Raw genomic sequence first — 21,124 nt, 5'->3', positions numbered from 1 at the left:
AAGAGGTAAGAATTAATTTAATCTTACCTCTTTACTAATTTGTAGAGTTGTTTCTGCCTTGAATTATTTTATTTATAATGATAAAGTATAGTATAGATTAGAATCTAAATATTAAGTATAGTGACACTTTATTGGCATTTGAGGGGGTTAGTTGTATGTATGAATACATAAAAGGGAACTATAAAGGAATAAATAGGGATTATATTATTGTTGAAAATAATGGAATAGGATATAAGATATTTACATCAGGAGCAACTATGTCATCTATGCCTAAAATTAATGAAGAGGTTAAGCTTTACCTTGAACAAATAGTAAGAGAAGATTTTATAGGACTTTATGGCTTTGACTCGAGAGAAGAGCTTGAGATGTTTAAGCTACTTATTTCAATTAATGGAGTTGGTGCAAAAGCTGCTTTATCTTTATTATCAATTAGTAGAATAAATAACTTACGATATGCAATAATGATGGGAGACGAAAAGCATTTGTGTAAGGCACCTGGAATAGGTAAAAAGACTGCAGGAAGAATTATACTAGAGCTTAAAGATAAAATAAAGAAAGAAGACATAGCTGAAGGAGTAGAAGGCTTAGGAGAGTTTGAAGATTTAATACCAAATAATGCAAGTAATATAGCAGAGGCATTAGGTGCTCTTTTAGCACTTGGATATTCAGAAAAGGAAGCAGAACAATCACTTAAAAAAGTAGATAAAACAGATACATTAGAGAATATAATAAAAAATTGTTTGAAGGTTCTTATGGGATAGAGGTGAATTATGGAAAGAATAATAACACCACAAGAAATATTTGAAGATGGAAGTACTTTAAGTTTAAGACCTCAGAGTTTAGAAGAGTATATAGGTCAAGATAAAGTAAAAGAGCGTTTAAATATATTTATAAAGGCAGCTCAAAATAGAGATGAAGCATTAGACCATGTATTGTTATATGGCCCACCAGGGCTAGGTAAAACAACCTTAGCTAATATTATAGCAAGAGAGATGAAGGGTGAACTTAAAATAACTTCAGGTCCAGCTATAGAAAGAGCTGGTGATTTAGCTGCAATACTTACAACACTTAAGGATAATGATGTTTTATTTATAGATGAAATACATAGATTAAATAGAAATGTAGAGGAAATATTATATCCAGCAATGGAAGACTATGTTTTAGACATTGTTATTGGAAAAGGAGCAGCTGCAAAGTCTATAAGATTAGACTTGCCTAAGTTTACCTTAATAGGAGCAACTACTAGAATAGGAATGTTAACTTCTCCATTAAGAGATAGATTTGGGGTTCTTTGCGATATGCAATACTATACAGAAAAGCAACTTAAAGAAATAATAATAAGATCAGCCTTTGTATTAGATTGTAATATAACAGAAGAAGGAGCATATGAACTTGCGAGAAGGTCAAGAGGTACTCCAAGAATAGCAAATAGACTATTAAAAAGAGTTAGAGATTATGCCCAAGTTTATTCTGATTCTCTTATAAGCTATAAAGAAGCAAAAGCAGCACTTGAACTTTTAGAGGTAGATGACAAAGGCTTTGATAGAGTTGATAATAAAATATTAGAAGCAATAATAGATAACTTTAATGGTGGTCCTGTTGGAATAGAAACACTTTCGTATTTTATAGGAGAGGAACTTAGAACTGTAGAAGATGTATATGAACCTTATTTATTACAAACAGGATTTATAGTAAGGACTTCACGAGGAAGAATTGCAACTGATAAAGCATACGAGCATTTAGGAAGAAATAAAAGAAAAAGAAAAATAACTGGAGAACAGCAAAAGCTGTTTTAAAGATAGCTTAAATTAATAACGAGAAAGATTAGGAGATTAAAAAATGAAGGTAAATGATTTTGATTTTTATCTACCAGAAGAATTAATTGCACAGCATCCACTAGAAAAGAGAGATTCTTCTAGACTTATGGTTTTAGATAAAAAAACTGGAGAGCTAGAGCATAAATCTTTTCATGATGTAATAGATTATTTAAATAAAGGAGATACTTTAGTTTTAAATAACACAAGAGTTATGCCTGCAAGATTGATTGGAGAAAAAGAAGAAACTGGTGGAAAGATTGAATTTTTATTACTAAAAAGAATAGAAGGAGATAAATGGGAGTGCCTAGCAAAACCAGGTAAAAGAGCTAAGATTGGGCAAAGTTTTACTTTTGGTAATGGAAAGCTAAAGTGTACTGTAGTTGATATAGTTGAAGAAGGAAATAGAATAATAGAATTTTCATATGATGGAATTTTCGAGCAGGTTCTTGATGAGCTTGGAGAAATGCCATTACCACCATATATTACAGAAAAGCTTGAAGATAAAGAAAGATATCAAACTGTATATTCAAAAGAGAAAGGATCAGCAGCTGCACCGACAGCAGGATTACACTTTACAGAAGAATTATTAAAAGAAATTAAAGCGAAAGGTATTAATATTGCCTATTTAACTCTTCATGTAGGTCTTGGAACTTTTAGACCGGTTAAAGTTGAAGACATAAATGAACATATAATGCATTCAGAATATTACTTCTTAGATAAAGAAAATGCAGAGTTAATTAATGAAACTAAAAAAAGAGGAGATAAAGTAATAGCAGTAGGGACTACATCTACAAGAACTTTGGAAACTATAGGTGATGAAGATGGATTTGTTAGGGAGCAAAGTGGATGGACAGATATATTTATATATCCAGGATATAAATATAAGGTTATAGATGAACTTATAACCAACTTTCATCTACCGGAATCTACATTAATAATGTTAGTTTCAGCTTTAGCAGGAAAAGAAAATGTTATGAAGGCTTATAATGAAGCTGTTAAAGAAAGATACAGATTTTTCTCCTTTGGAGATTCCATGATAATAAAAGAATAAACAAAAAGAGGAAGTGAAATTTTGAGTAAGAAAAGATATACTTTACTAAAAAAGGATGGTAACGCAAGAAGAGGTAGATTTGAAACTCCTCATGGAACTATAGAAACTCCAGTATTTATGAATGTTGGTACTTGTGCTGTTATAAAGGGTGCTGTATCAACTATGGATTTAAAAGAAATAGGATGTCAAGTAGAGCTATCTAATACATATCATTTGCATTTAAGACCATCTGATAAAGTTGTAGCAAAACTTGGTGGATTACATGAATTTATGAATTGGGATAGACCTATACTAACAGATTCAGGTGGGTTCCAAGTATTTTCATTATCAGGAATGAGAAAGATAAAAGAAGAGGGTGTATATTTTTCATCACATATAGATGGTAAAAAAATATTTATGGGCCCAGAAGAATCAATGCAAATTCAAAGCAATTTAGCTTCAACTATAGCTATGGCTTTTGATGAGTGTATTCCAAATCCATCTACAAGAGAATATGTAGAAAAATCAGTAGCAAGAACTACAAGATGGCTTGAGAGATGCAAGGTGGAAATGGATAGGTTAAATTCTCTTCCTGAAACTATAAATAAAGAGCAGATGTTATTTGGTATAAATCAAGGTGGTTGCTATGAAGATATAAGAATAGAACATGCTAAAACAATAACCCAAATGGATTTAGATGGATATGCAATAGGCGGCTTAGCGGTAGGAGAAACTCATGAAGAAATGTATAGAATAATAGATGCTGTTGTTCCATACTTACCAGAAGATAAGCCTATTTATTTAATGGGAGTAGGAACTCCAAGTAATATATTAGAAGCTGTTGATAGAGGCGTGGACTTTTTCGACTGTGTACTTCCAGCTAGAAATGGAAGACATGGACATGTGTTTACAAAAGAAGGAAAAATAAACTTAATGAATGCAAAATTTGAATTAGACACAAGACCTATAGATGAAGGCTGTCAATGTCCAGCTTGTAAAAGCTATACAAGAGCCTATATAAGACATTTATTTAAAGCTAAAGAAATGCTTGCAATGAGACTTTGTGTATTACATAATCTTTATTTCTATAATAAATTAATGGAAGATATTAGAGCGGCTATAGATGGTGGATACTTTAAAGAGTTTAAAGAACAAAAATTAAAGGAATGGAATGTCAAGGCTTAAAGTATTAAATATCTGTTAATGTAATTGACATCACTATATAAATAATATATAGTTTTTATTATGAAATTTAATAACTTATATTTATGAAGGGAATGAACTTATATGCCACAAATATTATCAATTGTATTACCATTTGTATTAATGTTTGGTCTTATGTATTTATTATTAATACTACCTGAAAAAAAGAGAACTAAAAAATATAATGAAATGGTATCAGCATTAGAAAAGAATGATGAAATTATAACTAGAGGCGGAATAATGGGAAAGATAATAATCGTAGAAGAAGACTATGTTGTTATTGAAACAAGTGCTGAGAGAACTAAAATAAGAATATCTAAAAATGGAATAGCTTCAAAAATAAATAAAGTATCAGAATAAGAATAATACCCCCTAATACCTCATAAAATGAGTACTAGGGGGTGAAATTTTTATGGATTGGACAAATTATTTTAAAAGTGTCTTAAAAGGATTAGTTTGGGCGCTTATGACTACATTTTTAGTAACTGCAGTACTTTCGATTGTTATGCATAAGCTTACATTAGGTGAAGGAGTATTTAATATTATTTATGTAGTTATTTCATGCCTAGCTTTAATTGTTGGCTCTTTAATAGCAGTAAAATCATATGGCAGTAAGGGTTGGGTTGTAGGTTTAGCAGTAGGGTGTATTTTTTACATATCCTTATATATAATAGGCATTATCTTTGGTGCAGAACCTACATTAACAATGTATGATTTTGTGAAGTTTGCATTATGTATATTTATAGGATTACTTTCTGGAATGCTTGGAGTAAACCTATAATTTCATTAGAAATTAGATTAGTATATTAGGCATAGTAGTAATTAGTCTAATTTTTATAAACTAGTGAGATAATAAAAAAATAAGATAAGAGAATTTAAACGGCTCTCTTATCTTATTTTAAATTTTAAGTTATAGGTGAACATTATAACTACATATTAGAAATTAATATAATTTATTTTTTATAAAAGTTTACAAAGTAATAGTTAGGTTAAGAATATAATAAACAAGATAAGATGATAATTAATATAGAATATGGAATATATTTACTGGGATAATATAGAAACTATCGAAAAAGTAGTTGATATTACTTAACATAAGTAATATAATTTAAGTGAAAACGTACCAGAGGGGGAAGAACATGAAAGCAAGAAGCAAAAGTAAGAGTAAAAGTTCAATATTATTTGTACTCTGTGTCATTGCTATTTTCTCATTAGCATTTGCAGGTTTTAAAGGGTTTAAAATAGCAGGATGGGAGTTTAAGTCTTTTGATAAAGCTATAACTAAGGGCCTTGATCTTCAGGGAGGAGTTTCAGTTTTAATGGAAATCCAAGAAGATAATGTACCATCAGATGTACGCCAAAGAACTAAGCAATTATTAGAGCTTAGAGTTAATAAAATAGGGGTAGCAGAAACTGTTGTTACAGAAGAAGGAGAAAAGAGAATAAGGGTCGATATACCAGGAGCATTTAATTCAAGTGAGATAGTTGATAGCTTAAGCAAAACTGGTAATTTAGAGTTTAAGGATTCAGAAGGAAATGTTGTTTTAACAGGAAAAGATGTTAAAGAAGCAACAGCTGTTATTGACCAGACTTCAAGACCTGTAGTTTCATTAGAGTTGAATAGTGAAGGTCAAAAGAAATTTGCTGAAGTTACAGCTAATAATATAGGTAAGAATATTAGCATATCTATGGATGGTGAAGTAGTTTCAAATCCAGTAGTTCAAACAGCAATTACAGATGGAAAAGCTGTTATTAATGGAATGGCTTCAATGGATGAGGCTACAAAACTTTCAGGGATAATAAGCTCAGGTGCTCTTCCTGTAACTGTTAAAGCAGTATCGGTTAAGAACGTAGGAGCTCAATTAGGATCAGAAGCTCTTCCAAACGCTATGAAAGCTGGCGTTATAGGAATATCATTAATATTTATATTTATGATAGTTTATTATAGATTACCAGGATTACTTGCTTCTATAGCATTGACATTATATATAGTTTTACTTCTTTTAGTATTTGTTGAAGTTGGAGCAGCTCTAACTTTACCAGGAATTGCAGCTTTCTTATTGACTATAGGGATGGCTGTAGATGCAAATATATTAATTTTTGAAAGAATAAGAGAAGAGCTTTCAATAGGTATATCTGTTAAAAGTGCAGTTAAAAGTGGATTTGAAAATGCAATGTCATCGATTGTAGATTCAAATGCAACAACATTTATTGCAGCACTAATATTATATTTTATGGGATCTGGAGCGGTAAAGGGATTTGCTGTAACACTTATGTTAGGAATAGTTTTAAGTTTATTTACTGCTTTAATAGTAACAAAGATGTTAATAAATTTAGCAGTAGATATGGGACTTTTAAAGACTTTAGGACAATTTAGAGTTAAGAGGGGGGCTAAAAATGCTTAAAATTATAGAAAAAACTAAGCTTTGGTTCACCTTGTCAGCGATAGTTATAATAATCGGTTTAGGATTTACTATTACAAGAGGTCTTAATTTCGGTATAGACTTTAGAGGAGGAACTAAGGTTGTAATTGAGCTAGGGGAAGGGTTTAATAAACCAGAAGTAGATGAAATAGTTAAAAAAATAGTTCCTGATGCAGTTACAAATGAGGCTGATAATACTCAATATGAAATAAAGGCAAAGGAGTTAGACAGCGCTAAAGTTTCAGAGGTTTTTAAAGCCTTACAAGAAAAGTATAACTTAGAGGATAGTGCTTTAATATCACAAGATGAAATTGGAGCATCTGTAGGAAAAGAACTTACAAGAAATTCTATACTAGCATTATTAGTTGCTTGTGTAGCTATGCTTATATACATTGCAATAAGGTTTGAGATGAGTTTTGGAGTAGCAGCAGTAATTGCACTTGTACATGATTTATTAATTACTATAAGTATATTTGCTATATTTAATATTCCAGTTAATACTCCATTCATAGCAGCTGTATTGACAATTGTAGGTTATTCTATAAATGATACTATAGTAATATTTGATAGGATAAGAGAAAATTTTAAAAATATGAGAAGAGCATCTTCTACTGAAATAGCTAATAAAAGTTTAACTCAAACTATGTCAAGATCTATAAATACAACTCTAACTACTTTAATTACAATAATAGCTGTAAACATATTTGTTCCAACAGTTAGAGAGTTTTCATTCCCTTTAATTATAGGGATTGCAGCTGGAGCATATTCTTCAATATTTATAGCTTCACCAATATGGGTTATATTAAGAGATAAAAGAGGTAAAAAAAGTAAAGCAGAAACAGCTTAATTTTTTATAAAGATAACCCAAAAGTTAAACCTCCGAAATATTTTGGAGGTTTATTATTTTTTTCTTAGAAAACATTTGTAATATTATAGATTTTCAATTATAATATATGTGTTTTCTTAAGTTTTGTGGAGGAGTTTATAATGCGTAAGTTTTGGGAGAGTATTTATAGTCCAAATTATATTACTGGATATAATCCCTTTATACTTAAAAATATGAATAAAGCTATGGAGCAGATGGTAGAAGCTATAAATAATAGGAAGAAAATAGTTGTTTATGGTGTACCTAATGTAGATGGATTGTGTGCTATAGCGTCTTTAAGTTTAGTACTTAAATACTTAAATGCAGATATAGAATATGTAATTCATGATGAAGAATTAAATTCAGGAATCACCTCTGAAAATATAATAAATAATGTTAGTTTTCTTGGAGGACAGCTTTTAATTACATTAGGAATAGATTTAAGCTCAGATAAAGAAGAAAAGCTTTGTAGGGATCTTGGGATAGACTTGATAGTTTTGGAAAATAAAGAAGTAAATTTTGAAAGAGATTACATATACATAAATCCAAATCAAAAGGGTTGCCAGTATAGATATAAAAATTTATCTATTAGTGGTTTAACCTTTAAGTTAATGCAAGCAATTGCTATATATTATAACATAAAGAGCATTAATAAGTATTTGGATTTAATACTTATAGGTGAGCAATGGGCAGAGGTTCCTTTAAAAGGAGAAAATGGCGTTATTTTAAAGGAAGGAAGAAAGTTTTTAATAAATACTAATAATTATGGACTAAGAGCAATAATGAATTACTATAGTATAGTTGAAATGGATGATGTGTGCATATTAAAAATCATAGATGTTATTACACCTACTATAAATGCTGTAAGAATGATGGATAATGCACGCATAATTATAGAGCTCTTAACAACTAATAAAAAAGATAGAGCAGAGCAAATAACTAAATATTTAAATAAATCAAAGATAACTATATAATTAATTTAATAATTACTGTAAAATAATATTGAAATATTTTATTTAAAGTAAGATAAATAATTATATAGTTTATAATTTTTAGTAATGGAGGATTTATCATGAATCTAAAAGAAAAAATAAGAGTAATTGAAAATTTCCCGAAAGATGGAATAAGCTTTAAGGACATAACGACAGTTATAGGAGATGGAGAAGCATTAAGATACTCAATTGATAAGATGGTAGAGCATTTAAAGGATAAAAATATTGATTTAATAGTTGGACCAGAAGCAAGAGGCTTTATTTATGGAGTACCTGTTGCATATGCTATGGGAATAGGATTTGTACCAGTAAGAAAGCCAGGAAAGTTACCTGGAGAAACAGTCTCAATAACTTATGATTTAGAATATGGTAGTGATGCATTACAAATACACAAAGATTCTATTAAAAAAGGACAAAGAGTTGCTATAGTTGATGATTTATTAGCAACAGGTGGTACTATAGAGGCAGTAGCTAAACTTGTGGAATTAGCAGGTGGAGAAGTAGTTTGTTTAGATTTTGCCATTGAATTAACTGGATTACATGGAAGAGATAAATTAGAGAAGTATGAAGTCATGTCATTAGTTGATTACGAATTCTAATATTATTGAAATATAAAAGTAATTATTATATAATATAAGAAAATGGCTGGTTTTTGAAACCAGCCAATTATTTTAGATTTAATCAAATCAAAGGAGATTACCCATATGTATGAAAGTCTGTTACGAAAAATAAATGAAAACTGTAATAATGTAGATACACATATCGTAAAAAAGGCATATGATTTAGCAAACGATGCTCATAAGGATCAAAAAAGAGAATCAGGTGAACCTTATGTAACACATCCAATAGATGTGGCTGAAATACTAGCTGAGATGGGTATGGATACAAGTACTATAGTAGCTGGACTTTTACATGATGTTATAGAAGATACTCATTATACCTATGATGATATAAAGAGTATGTTTAATGAAGAAGTTGCAAACTTAGTTCAAGGAGTAACTAAGCTTGGAAAAATAGAGTATAAGACAAAAGAAGAGCAACAAGCTGATAATGTTAGAAAGATGCTTTTAGCAATGGCTAAAGATATAAGAGTTATAATTATAAAATTAGCTGATAGATTACATAACCTTAGAACATTAAAATTTATGCCTAAGGAAAAGCAAAAGCAAAAAGCAAAGGAAACCCTAGACATATATGCTCCACTTGCTCATAGACTCGGTATATCTAAAATTAAATGGGAGCTTGAAGATTTAGCTTTTAGATACTTGCATGAAGAAGAGTACTATGATTTAGTTAAACAAATTGCGGAAAAAAGAGTTGAAAGAGAAGTTTATATTGCTGAAATAATAGAAGATTTACATAATAAATTAGAAGATTCTGAGATAGACTCAGATATAGATGGAAGACCAAAGCATTTTTATAGTATATATAAAAAGATGGTTAACAAAAATAAAAGTATAGAGCAAATATTTGATTTAACAGCAATAAGAATTTTAGTAAATACAGTTAAGGATTGTTATGGTGTATTAGGAATTGTTCATACAATATATAAACCTATTCCAGGAAGGTTTAAAGATTACATAGCAATGCCTAAGCCTAATATGTATCAATCTCTTCATACTACTGTTATAGGGCCACAAGGAAAAACTTTTGAAATACAAATTAGAACATTTGAAATGCATAAGACTGCGGAATATGGTATAGCAGCCCATTGGAAGTATAAAGAGGGAGATACACAAGAAGAGAAAGAAAAATCCTTTGAGAATAAACTTGCATGGCTTAGAGATATGCTTGAATGGCAAAAGGAAACATCTGATGCAGAGGAATTTATTGAAGGGTTTAAAATAGATTTATTTACTGATGAAATATTTGTATTTACCCCGAAAGGTGTTGTAATAAACTTACCAAGCAAAGCAACTCCAATAGATTTTGCTTATAGAATACATACAGATATAGGAAATAGATGCGTTGGAGCAAAAGTTAATGGTAAAATAGTCCCACTTGATTATAAATTAAAAACAGGTGAAATAGTAGAAGTATTAACTTCAAAAAGTGCCAAAGGCCCTAATATGGATTGGCTAAATATGGCTAAAAGTAATCAGGCTAAAAGTAAAATAAGACAATGGTTTAAGAAAATTAAGAAAGAAGAAAACATAGATAAGGGAAAAGAGTCTTTTGAAAAAGAATTAAAGAAACAAGGTGTAATTTATTCAGAAATAGCAAAAGGTGATGCTTATGATAAATTAGTTAAAAGATACAATATCCATAATGTGGAAGATTTATATGCTGCCATAGGGGTTGGGCAAATATCTGCATCATCTTATATATCAAAATTAAAAGAAGAAAATATGCCTGAAAAGCAAAATTTAGAAAGTGTTAATAAGTCAATTGATGATCATATTTCTAAATCAGATAAATTATCTATAAATAAGCCAGCATCTTCAAGTAATTATGGAGTAACTGTAAAAGGTGTAAATAATCTTATGGTTAGATTTGCTAGATGTTGCAATCCAGTTCCGGGAGATGAGATACTTGGATATATAACAAAGGGTAGAGGTATTTCAGTTCATAGAACAGATTGTAGCAATTTAAAAGCATTAATAGATTATGATAAAGATAAAGTTGTTGAGGTTTCCTGGGGAACTTCAAAGGGAGCAGCTTACGTAGCTGAAATACAAGTAAGAGCTGAAGATAGAATAGGTATTTTATCTGATATTATGATAATAATAACAGAAGCAAGGCTACCACTTAATGCTTTAAATGCAAAGTCATCAAAGGGTAACATTGCATTAATAAATATAAAAGTAAAAATAGATTCCATTGAGCAACTAAAAGAGCTTATGAGAAAAATAAGAAGATTAAAAGGCGTAATGGATGTATATAGAATGAATAGCTAGAGAGGTAATTATATGAGGGCTGTAGTTCAGAGAGTATCATCCTCTAAGGTAGAAGTAAATGGTGAAATAGTAGGTTCAATTAATAAAGGAATTAATATACTTATAGGTATATCTAAGGATGATAGTGAAGAAGATTTATTATATATTAAAGATAAGGTTATAAACCTTAGAATATTTGAAGATGAGAATGATAAAATGAATTTATCAGTATTAGATATAAAGGGAGAAATTTTAGCTATTTCTCAATTTACTCTTTATGGAGATTGTAGAAAGGGTAGAAGACCTAATTTTATGGAAGCTGAAGGTGGAGAAAGAGCAAAAATATTATATAATAAATTTGTAGAACTTTTAAAAGAAACTTCTTTAAAAGTTGAAACTGGAGAATTTGGGGCTCATATGAAAGTTGATATTCAAAATGATGGGCCAGTAACCTTAATACTAGATAGTAAAAAGAAATTTTAATTAAGGAGGGTATATATGATAGTAAAGACGTTTCCATTAGGCTCATTACAAACTAATTGTTATATAGTTATAGATGAGAAAAGTAATAAAGCAGCTATAATAGATCCAGGTGCAGAGGTAAGTTATTTAAATAGTCAAATAGAAGCCTTAGGTGTTGAAATAGAAGTTATACTTTTAACTCACTGTCATTTTGACCATAATGGTGCGGTGGCTGAATTAAAAGATAAGTACAAAGTAAATGTATATCTTAACAAAGCTGAAGAAGAATATATGGAGAATGATCCTTCAGGTGTATTTGGTAAGTTACCTCATATATATGAATATATAAATGAAGGCGAAGTAATTAAAGTTGGAGAATTAAGTTTTAAGGCTATATTTACACCAGGACATACTAAAGGTGGAACTTGCTATTTAGTGGAAGATAAAGTTTTCACTGGAGATACTTTATTCCAAGGATCAATAGGAAGAACCGATTTTATAGGTGGAAACTTTGATGAACTTATAGAAAGTATAGAAAGCAAACTTATGGTACTTGGAAATGATGTAGAAGTTTATCCAGGACATGGACCAAAATCTACTATCATATTTGAAAAGACGAGAAATCCTTTTTTAGCATAAGGAGAATAAATGAAATTAAAAATAAGATTAAATGATTTAAAATATAGATATGATGTGTATCAAATGTTTAATATATATTTTCCATTAGATGAATTAAAATTCGTAGAAGATGGAGATTATATAGTAAATATTGAAGAACAAAAGGTATCTTTAACTTATAAAGAGTTTTATAAGGAAAGTACTTTAGGAGAAAGTCTAAAAGAAGATATTAAAAGGTTGATTTTTTCTTCATTACGTGAAATTACAGGGGATTATTATCCTTGGGGAATACTTGTAGGTATAAGACCTTCTAAAATAGCTTTAAATTATTTAGAAGAAGGAAGAAGCGAAGAAGAAATAATAGAAATATTTAAAAATAGGCATTTAGCCTCAGAAGAAAAAGCAAAGCTTTGTATAGAGGTAGCTAAAAAAGAGAAGAGATTTGTAAATAAAAATGAAAAAAATATTGCTATATATATAGGAATGGCATTTTGCCCAACGAGATGTTTTTATTGTTCTTTTACAGCAAATCCTATTGGAGGAAATAAAAAACTTGTTAATCCATATTTAGAAGCTCTTACTTATGAAATAAGAGAAATGAAAAAATATGTTGATGAAAGAGATTTAAATATAGAAAGTGTTTATTTTGGTGGTGGAACTCCTACAGCTGTAAATAATGAAGAGTTTGAATCTATTATGAAGGAGATTTATAATGCCTTTGTTTTAGATAAAGACATATTTGAGTTTACTGTAGAATGTGGAAGGCCAGATAGCATAACTTTAGAAAAACTTCAAACAATGAAAAAGTATAACACTACTAGAATAAGTATTAATCCTCAAACTATGAATGATAACACTTTAAAAATGATTGGTAGAGGTCATACATCTAAAGACGTTATAGATAAGTTTAAATTAGCAAGAGACTTAGGTTTTAACGATATAAATATGGATATGATAATAGGACTTCCTGGAGAAGGAATAGACGAGGTTAAGTTTACAGCACAGGAAATATTAAAACTACATCCAGATAGTTTAACAGTTCATGGATTATCTTTAAAAAGGGCATCTATTCTTTATGAGAACTTCATATTGAAGAAGGGAATTCAAATAAAAAAACAAAACGAACTTTCACAAATGTATGAAGAAAGCAGATATATTTCAGAGAAATTAAATATAGAACCTTATTATATGTATAGACAAAAAAATATGGTTGGCAATATGGAGAATTTAGGCTATTCTAAAGAAGGAAAAGAATGTTTATATAATATTCAAATGATAGAAGATAAACAAACTATAATAGCATTAGGAGCAGATGCTGTATCTAAAGTTGTCTTTTTAAGGGAAAATAGAATTGAAAGATTTGGAAATGTTAAAGATATTAGAGAGTACACAAGTAGAATTAAGGAAATGGTAGAGGAAAAGAAAAAACTTTTAGATACACTTTACCTTAAATAGGAGGAGATATTTTATGGAAATCCAAGCACCTAAGGGTACTAAGGATATGCTACCTCAAGATGCATATAAGTGGCATTATGTAGAGGGAGTTTTAAGAGAAGTATCAAAGGCATATGGTGTAAGAGAAATTAGAACACCTATGTTTGAACATACAGAACTATTTTTAAGAGGAGTTGGGGAAACTACTGATATAGTTCAAAAGGAAATGTACACTTTTAATGATAAAGGTAATAGAAGTATTACTTTAAAACCAGAGGGTACGGCTCCAACCGTAAGAGCTTTTATTGAAAATAGGCTATTTAATGAGGCTCAACCAACTAAGCTTTATTATATGATACCTTGTTTTAGATATGAAAATGTTCAAAAGGGAAGATTAAGACAATTCCATCAGTATGGAGTTGAAGTTTTTGGTTCAAAAGAAGCTTCAATTGATGCTGAAGTAATTTCATTAGCTATGGAAGGATTAAAAAAGTTAGGACTTAAAAGCTTAAGTTTAAATATAAATAACTTAGGATGTCCTAAGTGTAGACCTAAATACAATGAAGCTTTAAAAAAATATCTTGAAGAAAATTATGATAATCTTTGTGGAATTTGTAAAACTAGATTTGAAAAAAATCCTATGAGAATTCTTGATTGTAAAGAAAAAAGTTGTAATGAAATAACTAAGAATGCTCCAATTATATTAGATTATATATGCGAAGAATGTGATTCTCACTTTACTGAAGTGAAGAAGTATTTAGATGCTTTAAATATAAAGTATAAAATTGATCCAGGTATAGTTAGAGGATTAGATTATTATACAAAGACAATTTTTGAAATATTAAATGATGATTTTACAGTTTGTGGTGGAGGAAGATACGATAAGCTTATAGAAGAAATCGGTGGGCCAGAAATGCCAGCTGTAGGATTTGGATTAGGGTTAGAAAGACTTATAATGACTTTAGAAAAAGAAGGAATAGAAATTCCGAATGAAGGACTAGTAGATATTTATATAGGAGCAAGAGGTGAAAATGCTAAGATAGAAGGTTTTGTATTAGCTAATAAATTAAGAGCTCTTGGTGTAAAGACAGAAATAAATCATATGGGTAGAAGTATAAAAGCAGAAATGAAATATGCTAACAAGATAGGTGCAGCTTTTACCACAATTTTAGGTGATGACGAACTTGAAAATAAGACATTGAAGCTTAAAAGAATGAGCGATGGTGAACATTTTGAAGTAAGTTTAGACAATATAGAAGAAATAGCAAAGCTTATAAAATAGTTAGGAGGAAGAAAAAATGGGTGAAGCTTTAGGTGGCTTAAAAAGAACCCTAATGTGTGGAGAAGTTAGAGGAAATAACGTATCACAAAAAATCACATTAATGGGTTGGGTGCAAAGAAATAGAAAATTGGGAGGTCTACAATTTATTGACCTTAGAGATAGAACAGGAATAATGCAAATAGTATTTGGTGAAGAGATAAATTCAGAGGCTTTTGAAAAGGCTAAAGATGTAAGACCAGAATATTGTATAGCAGTAACTGGAGAAGTAGTTTTAAGAGAGGCTCCTAATCATAATATGCCAACAGGATTAGTAGAACTTAAATGTGAAAGTTTAAAAATACTTTCTGAATCAGAAACACCTCCAATATACATAAAGGAAGGGCTAGATGCTGCAGAAAATATAAGATTAAAATATAGATATTTAGATCTTAGAAGACCAGATATGCAAAGAATATTTATGATTAGAAATAGAATTTCTAAATCAGTTCGTGATTATTTAGATTATAATAACTTTTTAGAAGTAGAAACTCCAATGTTAACAAAGAGTACTCCAGAAGGAGCTAGAGATTATCTTGTACCTTCTAGAAATTATCCTGGAATGTTCTATGCACTTCCCCAATCACCGCAAATCTTTAAACAACTATTAATGGTTTCAGGATTTGATAGATATTATCAAATTGTTAAATGTTTTAGAGATGAAGATTTAAGAGCAAATAGACAACCAGAATTTACTCAAATAGACTTGGAAATGAGTTTTGTTGAGCAAGAAGATGTTATAAAAATGAATGAAGGGTTAATAGAACATGTATTTAAAGAAGTAGCAGGAGTAGATGTTAAACTACCAATAAAGAGAATGACATTTAAAGATGCTATGGAAAAGTACGGTTCTGATAAACCAGATTTAAGATTTGGAATGGAAATAACTAATATTACAGAAGACGTAAAAGATATGGATTTTGTAGTATTTAAATCAGCTATTGAAGCTGGTGGTTCTGTTAGAGCACTTTGCTTAAAGGGTGGAGCTGATTTAGGAAGAAAGCCAATAGATAAATTAGGCGAATTTGTTAAAACATATAAGGCTAAAGGCCTTGCTTGGATACAAATAAAAGAAGATGGTGTTAAATCTTCTATAGCTAAATTCTTAAGTGATGATGTTACAAATTCAATAATTAAAACCATGAATGCAGAAGTTGGAGATGCTATTTTTATAGTTGCTGATAAAAATTCAGTAGTATTCCAAAGCTTAGGAGCTTTAAGATTAGAGCTTGCTAAACAATTTGACTTAATAAAAGATAAAAATGAATTTAATTTTACATGGATTACAGAATTCCCTCTATTTGAATATGATGAGGAAGAAGGAAGATACCATGCAGCACATCATCCATTTACATCACCAATGGATGAAGATTTAGATATGTTAGAAACTAATCCAGGAGAAGTAAGATCAAAGGCATATGACTTAGTTTTAAATGGTGAAGAATTAGGTGGAGGATCTATAAGAATTCACGATTCAAAGCTTCAACAAAGAATGTTTAAAGCATTAGGTTTTACAGAAGAGTCTGCTCAAGAAAGATTTGGTTTCTTAATAGATGCATTTAAGTTTGGACCACCACCTCATGGAGGTTTAGCATTTGGATTAGATAGAATGGTAATGTTTTTAGCTGGAACAGAAAATATAAAGGATGTTATAGCATTCCCTAAAAATCAAAATGCTTATTGCTATTTAAGTGAAGCTCCTAATATTGCAGATGAAAAGCAATTAGAAGAATTAGGAATTTCAATAAACGTAAAAGAAAATTAATATGATATTAAATAGATATTGTTATTTATTATAGCAATATCTATTTTTTTTTACTCTACTGAAAATTATATTCTAAAAATCTATAGATAAATTATTTATAGCATATAAGTTATTAAAGTTAGCACTATAGAGTAAAAAATAAAATAAGGTGTGCGTGCAAGATTTTCCTCAGGCAAGCTTCAGAAATGCACATGCGCGAAAAAAAAGTCGACAGCTCGGCAAGCTCGCCTTGGCGACTTTTTTATTGTTATTTTTTATAAATTATTGACAAAGGTGTATATATGAATTAATATATGTATATATAATATATACACACTTTATGCACACTTGGAGGTGAGAGTTTGAATATAATAATTAGTAATTCTTCACAAGTGCCTTTATATGAACAAATAGAAACGCAAATTAAAACTCAAATTATAAATTTAACTTTGAGGCCTGGCGAAGCATTACCATCTATTAGAACTTTAGCTAAGGAGCTAAAGGTAAGTATAATTACAACTAAGAGAGCTTATGAGGAGCTTGAAAAGGAAGGCTTTATAAAAACCGTTGTTGGAAAAGGAACTTTTGTATCAGAGTCTAATAATGAAAGGCTTAGAGAAGTTGCCATGTTTGAAATTGAAAATAAGTTAGAAGAAGCAATAATTTCTGCAAAAGCTATTGGATTAACTTTAGAGGAAGCAATTGAGATATTTAGAAATTTATATGAGGAGGTATAATGGTGGAAGCAATTGAGATTAAGAATTTAATAAAGGCATATAAAAATTTCAGATTAAATATAGAAGAATTAAAAGTAAAAGAGGGCTTTATAACAGGTTTTATTGGACCAAATGGTTCTGGGAAAACTACTACTATAAAAGCCATAATGAACATGATTAAATGTGATTCAGGAGAAATACTGATATTTGGAGAAGATGTTTTAAGAAATTTAAAAATTAAAGAATATGTAGGATTTGTAGGGGATATATCTGGATTCTTAGAAGAAAGTAAGATAAAAAATATAAAAAATAATATATGCAAATTTTATGATAGATGGGATGAAGGATTATATAACGAATTAATTAAAAAGTTTAATATAAACGAAAGTATGATTTATGGAAAGCTATCTAAGGGTCAAAAGAAGCAATTTGAATTAACTATGGCATTGTCTATAAAACCTAAAGTTTTGATTATGGATGAACCAACTGCTAATTTAGATCCTGTTGTAAGAAATGAGTTTTTAGAAATACTACAAGAGCAAATAGAAAGTGAAGATCTTACAATATTTTATTCTACTCATGTAACTAGTGATTTAGATAAATGCGCAGATTATATTATATTTATATATAAAGGTGAAATTGTTTTATATGGTGAAAAAGACGAGATATTAGAAAAACATTCTTTAATTAAAGGAAAGAAGGAACTTTTAGATAAGGAAACAAAAAAATATCTTATTTCAATTAAAATAAATGGATTTGGATTTGAAGGACTTACATCAAATAAAGTAGAGGCATACGAAATATTCGGAAATGAAGTTATTTATGAAAAACCTACTTTAGAGGATATTATGCTTTATTATACTAGGAGGGATTAAAATGAGAAAAATATTTAATTTATTACTTTTGCAATTTGAAACCATATTTGCTTTAAAAAAATATATGTTATTGATAATCGCTATGGGGATATTTTTTGGAGTAATGAATCCTCAAATGATAACTTTTAGTGGAGCATTATTTATAATGGCAACATGTTATAGCACTGCTTACTATGAAGAAAAAAGTAAAATAGGTTATTTAATATATTCATTACCAATAAAACCTAGTGATTATATATTGTCAAGATATATATATGTAGCAATAAATACATTTATAGCTATTATAATATCATCAGTATTATATGAAGCATTAATTTATTTAAATATAGTAAATAAAGGTGAACTATTTCCATTATTGTCTTTAGTTTATATAATGATTGGAATAGGGATTTTTATGATGACTATATTGATACCACTGGAATTACTTTTAGGTTTTGAAAAGGGTAGAATAATAATGGTATTTCTAACAATACTTCCAGTGATTTTCTCAAGTAACTTAATAAAATATTTACCTAAAATTAATTTTGATATGTTTATTATAAAGATATTTATAATTCTTTGTATATTTACGATAGTGTTAACTTCATATTTTGTTACATCTAATCTCTATTCAAAAAAGGATATATAATATCAAATAGGTATAATGTAATATAATAAAATAGAAATGAATAATTTAAAATAAATTATCCAGTTCTATTTTATTATAAATATGCAAGCTAGCACTTGTGCTAATATTATTATAGGAACACCTAAAGTGAACTTTAAATGCTTTGTTTTATGTCTAAAAGTGTACATTCCAATATATGTTCCTATGCTACCACCCATTAGTGATAAAAATATAATAGTTGACTCCTTTATTCTCCATTTTTTTCTTATAGCCTTTTGCTTATCAGTATAAATTACTATAAAAGCTATAAGATTAACAAGAAAAATATAATAAATTAAATTATTTTTCATAAAGACCTCCTATAAAAATTTTTAATATATATAAGTATAAACTATAAAAGTTATTATGCAAATAAAGTATACTGATAAATAAGTTTTATTGCCATTTATTTAATTATATACTTTAAAAAAACTGAAAGAATATAAAAATATTTTAGTATAATGATAACAACTTAATAATTAATAAAATGAATAAAATTTTGAAAAATTATTTAAAAATAATTAAATTTATATTCTTATTTTTATTTTTCTGTGATATATTGTACATAGTATTTGTCATTATTAATAGGAGATTATAAAAAGGGGTGGAAAAATGAAGAAAAATGAATATGGTTTATTTACTGCCATAGGAATGATAGTAGGAATAGTAATAGGATCTGGTATATTTTTTAAAAGTGATAATATATTAGTAGCAACTAATGGAAGTATAAGTTTAGGTGTACTTGTTTTTTGTATAGCTGCTATGGGAATAATATTTGGAAGTCTAACTATATCTGAGTTAGCATCAAGAAAGTCAAAAGCAGGTGGCATTATAACTTATGCTGAATATTCTTATAACAAATCTATAGCGTGCGCTTTTGGATGGTTTCATACTTTTTTATATTACCCAACTCTTACTGCAGTGGTATCTTGGGTATCAGGAATATATATATGTATGTTATTTGGAATAAATGGGGGATTACTTACTGAGACTATAATAGCCTTAATTGTTATGACTACATTCTATATTATTAATGTATTATCTGCTAAATTAGGTGGATATTTTCAAAATGCGTCAACAATAATTAAAATTATTCCTTTAATACTTATAGCATTAGCAGGAGTTTTTTTTGGAAATCCTAGTGAAATAGCAATAAGTGATATTACTCATATGAAATCTGCTAGTTGGATAACTGCAATAGCTCCTATTGCATTTTCTTTTGACGGATGGATAATTGCAACCTCAATTGGACATGAAATAAAGGATTCTAAAAGAAATTTACCAAAGGCATTGATAATTGCACCTATTTTTATTCTAATTATTTATGTATTATATTTTGTTGGAATAAGTATATATGTTGGACCTGAAACAATTATGAATATAGGTGATGCACATGTAAATTTAGCAGCTAATAGATTATTTGGAGCTTGGGGAGCTAAAATAATACTAACATTTGTAGTTGTATCTATATTAGGAACTGTTAATGGCCTGATAATGGGGCATATTAGAATGCCTTATTCATTAGCTATTAGAGGTATGTTTCCAAATTCAAATAAGATAAAAAAGGTTAACGAGAATTTAGGAATGCCTATTAACTCAGCAATAATATCTTTTATAATATCAGTAGTTTGTTTATTCATACATTATATAACACAAAAATATAATTATTTACCAAATAGTGATATATCAGAGGTGTCTATTACTGTAAATTATTTATTATATATATTACTATACTTTAAAGTCTTTAAAATGGGATTAGCAGGTGAAATTAAAGGTTTATTAAGAGGAAAAGTAAATCCTATTCTTGCTACTGTAGGATCATTAATAATTTTATTTGGAAGTCTTAATAATCCTTTATTCTTGGTATATGCAATAATTTGTGGAATTATTTTAATATCTGCAATGTTATTTTGGAAATATAAAAAAGAAAATTGTTAAATATAATTATATAGAAAAGATAGGAAAATATCCTATCTTTTTATATTTTGTAGAAAATATAAGAATAAGATAAAAAAATGAAAATATAAAAACATTCCCAATATTTTACAAGTGATATATAATTATTTACATAAGATTAATATGTTAATTTTATGTATATTAAAGTG

At 28.8% G+C, this 21,124-nt stretch carries 21 protein-coding genes; 20 read left to right on the top strand and 1 reads right to left on the bottom strand.

Going from position 1 to position 21,124, the window contains the following annotated elements; genetic code table 11:
- The first annotated feature begins 155 nt into the window (after positions 1–155).
- The 19 genes from ruvA to ACYUEX_RS08150 all read left to right on the top strand — a co-directional run bounded on the left by ruvA (position 156) and on the right by ACYUEX_RS08150 (position 19,001).
- Positions 156–761 (top strand): Holliday junction branch migration protein RuvA, encoded by a 606-nt coding sequence (gene ruvA, locus ACYUEX_RS08240; RefSeq protein WP_411168089.1) that lies wholly within the window; start codon positions 156–158, stop codon positions 759–761.
- Between the two features lie 9 nt (positions 762–770).
- Complete coding sequence (ruvB, locus tag ACYUEX_RS08235; protein ID WP_411168088.1) at positions 771–1,796, top strand: Holliday junction branch migration DNA helicase RuvB; 1,026 nt, start codon at positions 771–773, stop codon at positions 1,794–1,796.
- Between the two features lie 43 nt (positions 1,797–1,839).
- Positions 1,840–2,868, top strand: coding sequence for a tRNA preQ1(34) S-adenosylmethionine ribosyltransferase-isomerase QueA (gene queA / locus ACYUEX_RS08230; protein WP_460287522.1), 1,029 nt, complete (start codon positions 1,840–1,842; stop codon positions 2,866–2,868).
- Positions 2,869–2,889: 21 nt separating this feature from the next.
- Entirely contained in the window at positions 2,890–4,032 is a 1,143-nt protein-coding gene (tgt, locus tag ACYUEX_RS08225) for a tRNA guanosine(34) transglycosylase Tgt (protein ID WP_411168086.1), read from the top strand.
- Between the two features lie 102 nt (positions 4,033–4,134).
- Entirely contained in the window at positions 4,135–4,410 is a 276-nt protein-coding gene (yajC, locus tag ACYUEX_RS08220) for a preprotein translocase subunit YajC (RefSeq protein ID WP_411168085.1), read from the top strand.
- 52 nt (positions 4,411–4,462) lie between these two features.
- The gene (locus tag ACYUEX_RS08215; protein ID WP_411168084.1) at positions 4,463–4,831 is read left to right on the top strand and encodes a TIGR04086 family membrane protein; all 369 of its coding nucleotides are present in this window, start codon (positions 4,463–4,465) and stop codon (positions 4,829–4,831) included.
- A 358-nt stretch (positions 4,832–5,189) separates the two neighbouring features.
- Complete coding sequence (gene secD / locus ACYUEX_RS08210) at positions 5,190–6,455, top strand: protein translocase subunit SecD (protein ID WP_460287521.1); 1,266 nt, start codon at positions 5,190–5,192, stop codon at positions 6,453–6,455.
- Positions 6,448–7,320, top strand: coding sequence for a protein translocase subunit SecF (gene secF, locus ACYUEX_RS08205; RefSeq protein ID WP_411168082.1), 873 nt, complete (start codon positions 6,448–6,450; stop codon positions 7,318–7,320). Before secD ends, secF begins: the two co-directional genes overlap by 8 nt.
- Positions 7,321–7,460: 140 nt before the next feature.
- The gene (locus tag ACYUEX_RS08200; protein ID WP_460287519.1) at positions 7,461–8,312 is read left to right on the top strand and encodes a DHH family phosphoesterase; all 852 of its coding nucleotides are present in this window, start codon (positions 7,461–7,463) and stop codon (positions 8,310–8,312) included.
- A 98-nt stretch (positions 8,313–8,410) separates the two neighbouring features.
- Positions 8,411–8,929, top strand: coding sequence for an adenine phosphoribosyltransferase (locus ACYUEX_RS08195; RefSeq protein WP_411168080.1), 519 nt, complete (start codon positions 8,411–8,413; stop codon positions 8,927–8,929).
- Positions 8,930–9,034: 105 nt separating this feature from the next.
- Positions 9,035–11,227, top strand: coding sequence for a RelA/SpoT family protein (locus tag ACYUEX_RS08190; RefSeq protein WP_460287518.1), 2,193 nt, complete (start codon positions 9,035–9,037; stop codon positions 11,225–11,227).
- Between the two features lie 12 nt (positions 11,228–11,239).
- On the top strand, positions 11,240–11,689 hold the full coding sequence (gene dtd / locus ACYUEX_RS08185) for a D-aminoacyl-tRNA deacylase (protein WP_460287517.1): 450 nt from the start codon (positions 11,240–11,242) through the stop codon (positions 11,687–11,689).
- Positions 11,690–11,704: 15 nt separating this feature from the next.
- Entirely contained in the window at positions 11,705–12,307 is a 603-nt protein-coding gene (locus tag ACYUEX_RS08180; protein ID WP_460287515.1) for an MBL fold metallo-hydrolase, read from the top strand.
- A gap of 9 nt (positions 12,308–12,316) precedes the next feature.
- Positions 12,317–13,741 carry a coproporphyrinogen III oxidase gene (locus ACYUEX_RS08175; protein WP_460287514.1) on the top strand — a complete coding sequence of 475 codons (1,425 nt, stop codon included), beginning with the start codon at positions 12,317–12,319 and terminating at the stop codon, positions 13,739–13,741.
- Positions 13,742–13,754: 13 nt separating this feature from the next.
- Positions 13,755–15,002, top strand: coding sequence for a histidine--tRNA ligase (gene hisS / locus ACYUEX_RS08170; protein ID WP_460287513.1), 1,248 nt, complete (start codon positions 13,755–13,757; stop codon positions 15,000–15,002).
- 16 nt (positions 15,003–15,018) lie between these two features.
- The gene (gene aspS / locus ACYUEX_RS08165) at positions 15,019–16,803 is read left to right on the top strand and encodes an aspartate--tRNA ligase (RefSeq protein WP_460287512.1); all 1,785 of its coding nucleotides are present in this window, start codon (positions 15,019–15,021) and stop codon (positions 16,801–16,803) included.
- A 341-nt stretch (positions 16,804–17,144) separates the two neighbouring features.
- Complete coding sequence (locus ACYUEX_RS08160; RefSeq protein WP_460287511.1) at positions 17,145–17,519, top strand: GntR family transcriptional regulator; 375 nt, start codon at positions 17,145–17,147, stop codon at positions 17,517–17,519.
- A gap of 2 nt (positions 17,520–17,521) precedes the next feature.
- Positions 17,522–18,373, top strand: coding sequence for an ABC transporter ATP-binding protein (locus ACYUEX_RS08155; protein WP_460287692.1), 852 nt, complete (start codon positions 17,522–17,524; stop codon positions 18,371–18,373).
- Position 18,374: 1 nt separating this feature from the next.
- Positions 18,375–19,001: an ABC-2 transporter permease gene (locus ACYUEX_RS08150; RefSeq protein ID WP_460287510.1), complete on the top strand. Its 627-nt coding sequence runs from the start codon at positions 18,375–18,377 to the stop codon at positions 18,999–19,001.
- A gap of 65 nt (positions 19,002–19,066) precedes the next feature.
- Here the strand turns inward: ACYUEX_RS08150 and ACYUEX_RS08145 are convergent, their stop codons facing one another.
- Positions 19,067–19,330, bottom strand: coding sequence for a DUF1294 domain-containing protein (locus tag ACYUEX_RS08145; RefSeq protein ID WP_460287509.1), 264 nt, complete (start codon positions 19,328–19,330; stop codon positions 19,067–19,069).
- A gap of 301 nt (positions 19,331–19,631) precedes the next feature.
- On the opposite strand from ACYUEX_RS08145, the gene ACYUEX_RS08140 reads away from it, so the two are divergent.
- Positions 19,632–20,957, top strand: a complete 1,326-nt coding sequence (locus tag ACYUEX_RS08140; RefSeq protein ID WP_460287508.1) for an APC family permease — start codon at positions 19,632–19,634, stop codon at positions 20,955–20,957.
- Positions 20,958–21,124 lie beyond the last annotated feature (167 nt).

The sequence above is a fragment of the Clostridium sp. CTA-7 genome (genome assembly GCF_054768095.1).
The sequence above is the reverse complement of the archived record's forward strand: the minus strand, read 5'-3'. Positions and strand labels throughout refer to the sequence as shown.

Bases quoted from the DNA above. Each gene is read 5' to 3' on its own strand.
- ruvA (WP_411168089.1), top strand. From the start codon at position 156: ATGTATGAATACATAAAAGGGAACTATAAAGGAATAAATAGGGATTAT.
- ruvB (WP_411168088.1), top strand. From the start codon at position 771: ATGGAAAGAATAATAACACCACAAGAAATATTTGAAGATGGAAGTACT.
- queA (WP_460287522.1), top strand. From the start codon at position 1,840: ATGAAGGTAAATGATTTTGATTTTTATCTACCAGAAGAATTAATTGCA.
- yajC (WP_411168085.1), top strand. From the start codon at position 4,135: ATGCCACAAATATTATCAATTGTATTACCATTTGTATTAATGTTTGGT.
- ACYUEX_RS08215 (WP_411168084.1), top strand. From the start codon at position 4,463: ATGGATTGGACAAATTATTTTAAAAGTGTCTTAAAAGGATTAGTTTGG.
- secD (WP_460287521.1), top strand. From the start codon at position 5,190: ATGAAAGCAAGAAGCAAAAGTAAGAGTAAAAGTTCAATATTATTTGTA.
- secF (WP_411168082.1), top strand. From the start codon at position 6,448: ATGCTTAAAATTATAGAAAAAACTAAGCTTTGGTTCACCTTGTCAGCG.
- ACYUEX_RS08200 (WP_460287519.1), top strand. From the start codon at position 7,461: ATGCGTAAGTTTTGGGAGAGTATTTATAGTCCAAATTATATTACTGGA.
- ACYUEX_RS08195 (WP_411168080.1), top strand. From the start codon at position 8,411: ATGAATCTAAAAGAAAAAATAAGAGTAATTGAAAATTTCCCGAAAGAT.
- ACYUEX_RS08190 (WP_460287518.1), top strand. From the start codon at position 9,035: ATGTATGAAAGTCTGTTACGAAAAATAAATGAAAACTGTAATAATGTA.
- dtd (WP_460287517.1), top strand. From the start codon at position 11,240: ATGAGGGCTGTAGTTCAGAGAGTATCATCCTCTAAGGTAGAAGTAAAT.
- ACYUEX_RS08180 (WP_460287515.1), top strand. From the start codon at position 11,705: ATGATAGTAAAGACGTTTCCATTAGGCTCATTACAAACTAATTGTTAT.
- ACYUEX_RS08175 (WP_460287514.1), top strand. From the start codon at position 12,317: ATGAAATTAAAAATAAGATTAAATGATTTAAAATATAGATATGATGTG.
- hisS (WP_460287513.1), top strand. From the start codon at position 13,755: ATGGAAATCCAAGCACCTAAGGGTACTAAGGATATGCTACCTCAAGAT.
- aspS (WP_460287512.1), top strand. From the start codon at position 15,019: ATGGGTGAAGCTTTAGGTGGCTTAAAAAGAACCCTAATGTGTGGAGAA.
- ACYUEX_RS08150 (WP_460287510.1), top strand. From the start codon at position 18,375: ATGAGAAAAATATTTAATTTATTACTTTTGCAATTTGAAACCATATTT.
- ACYUEX_RS08145 (WP_460287509.1), bottom strand. From the start codon at position 19,330: ATGAAAAATAATTTAATTTATTATATTTTTCTTGTTAATCTTATAGCT.
- ACYUEX_RS08140 (WP_460287508.1), top strand. From the start codon at position 19,632: ATGAAGAAAAATGAATATGGTTTATTTACTGCCATAGGAATGATAGTA.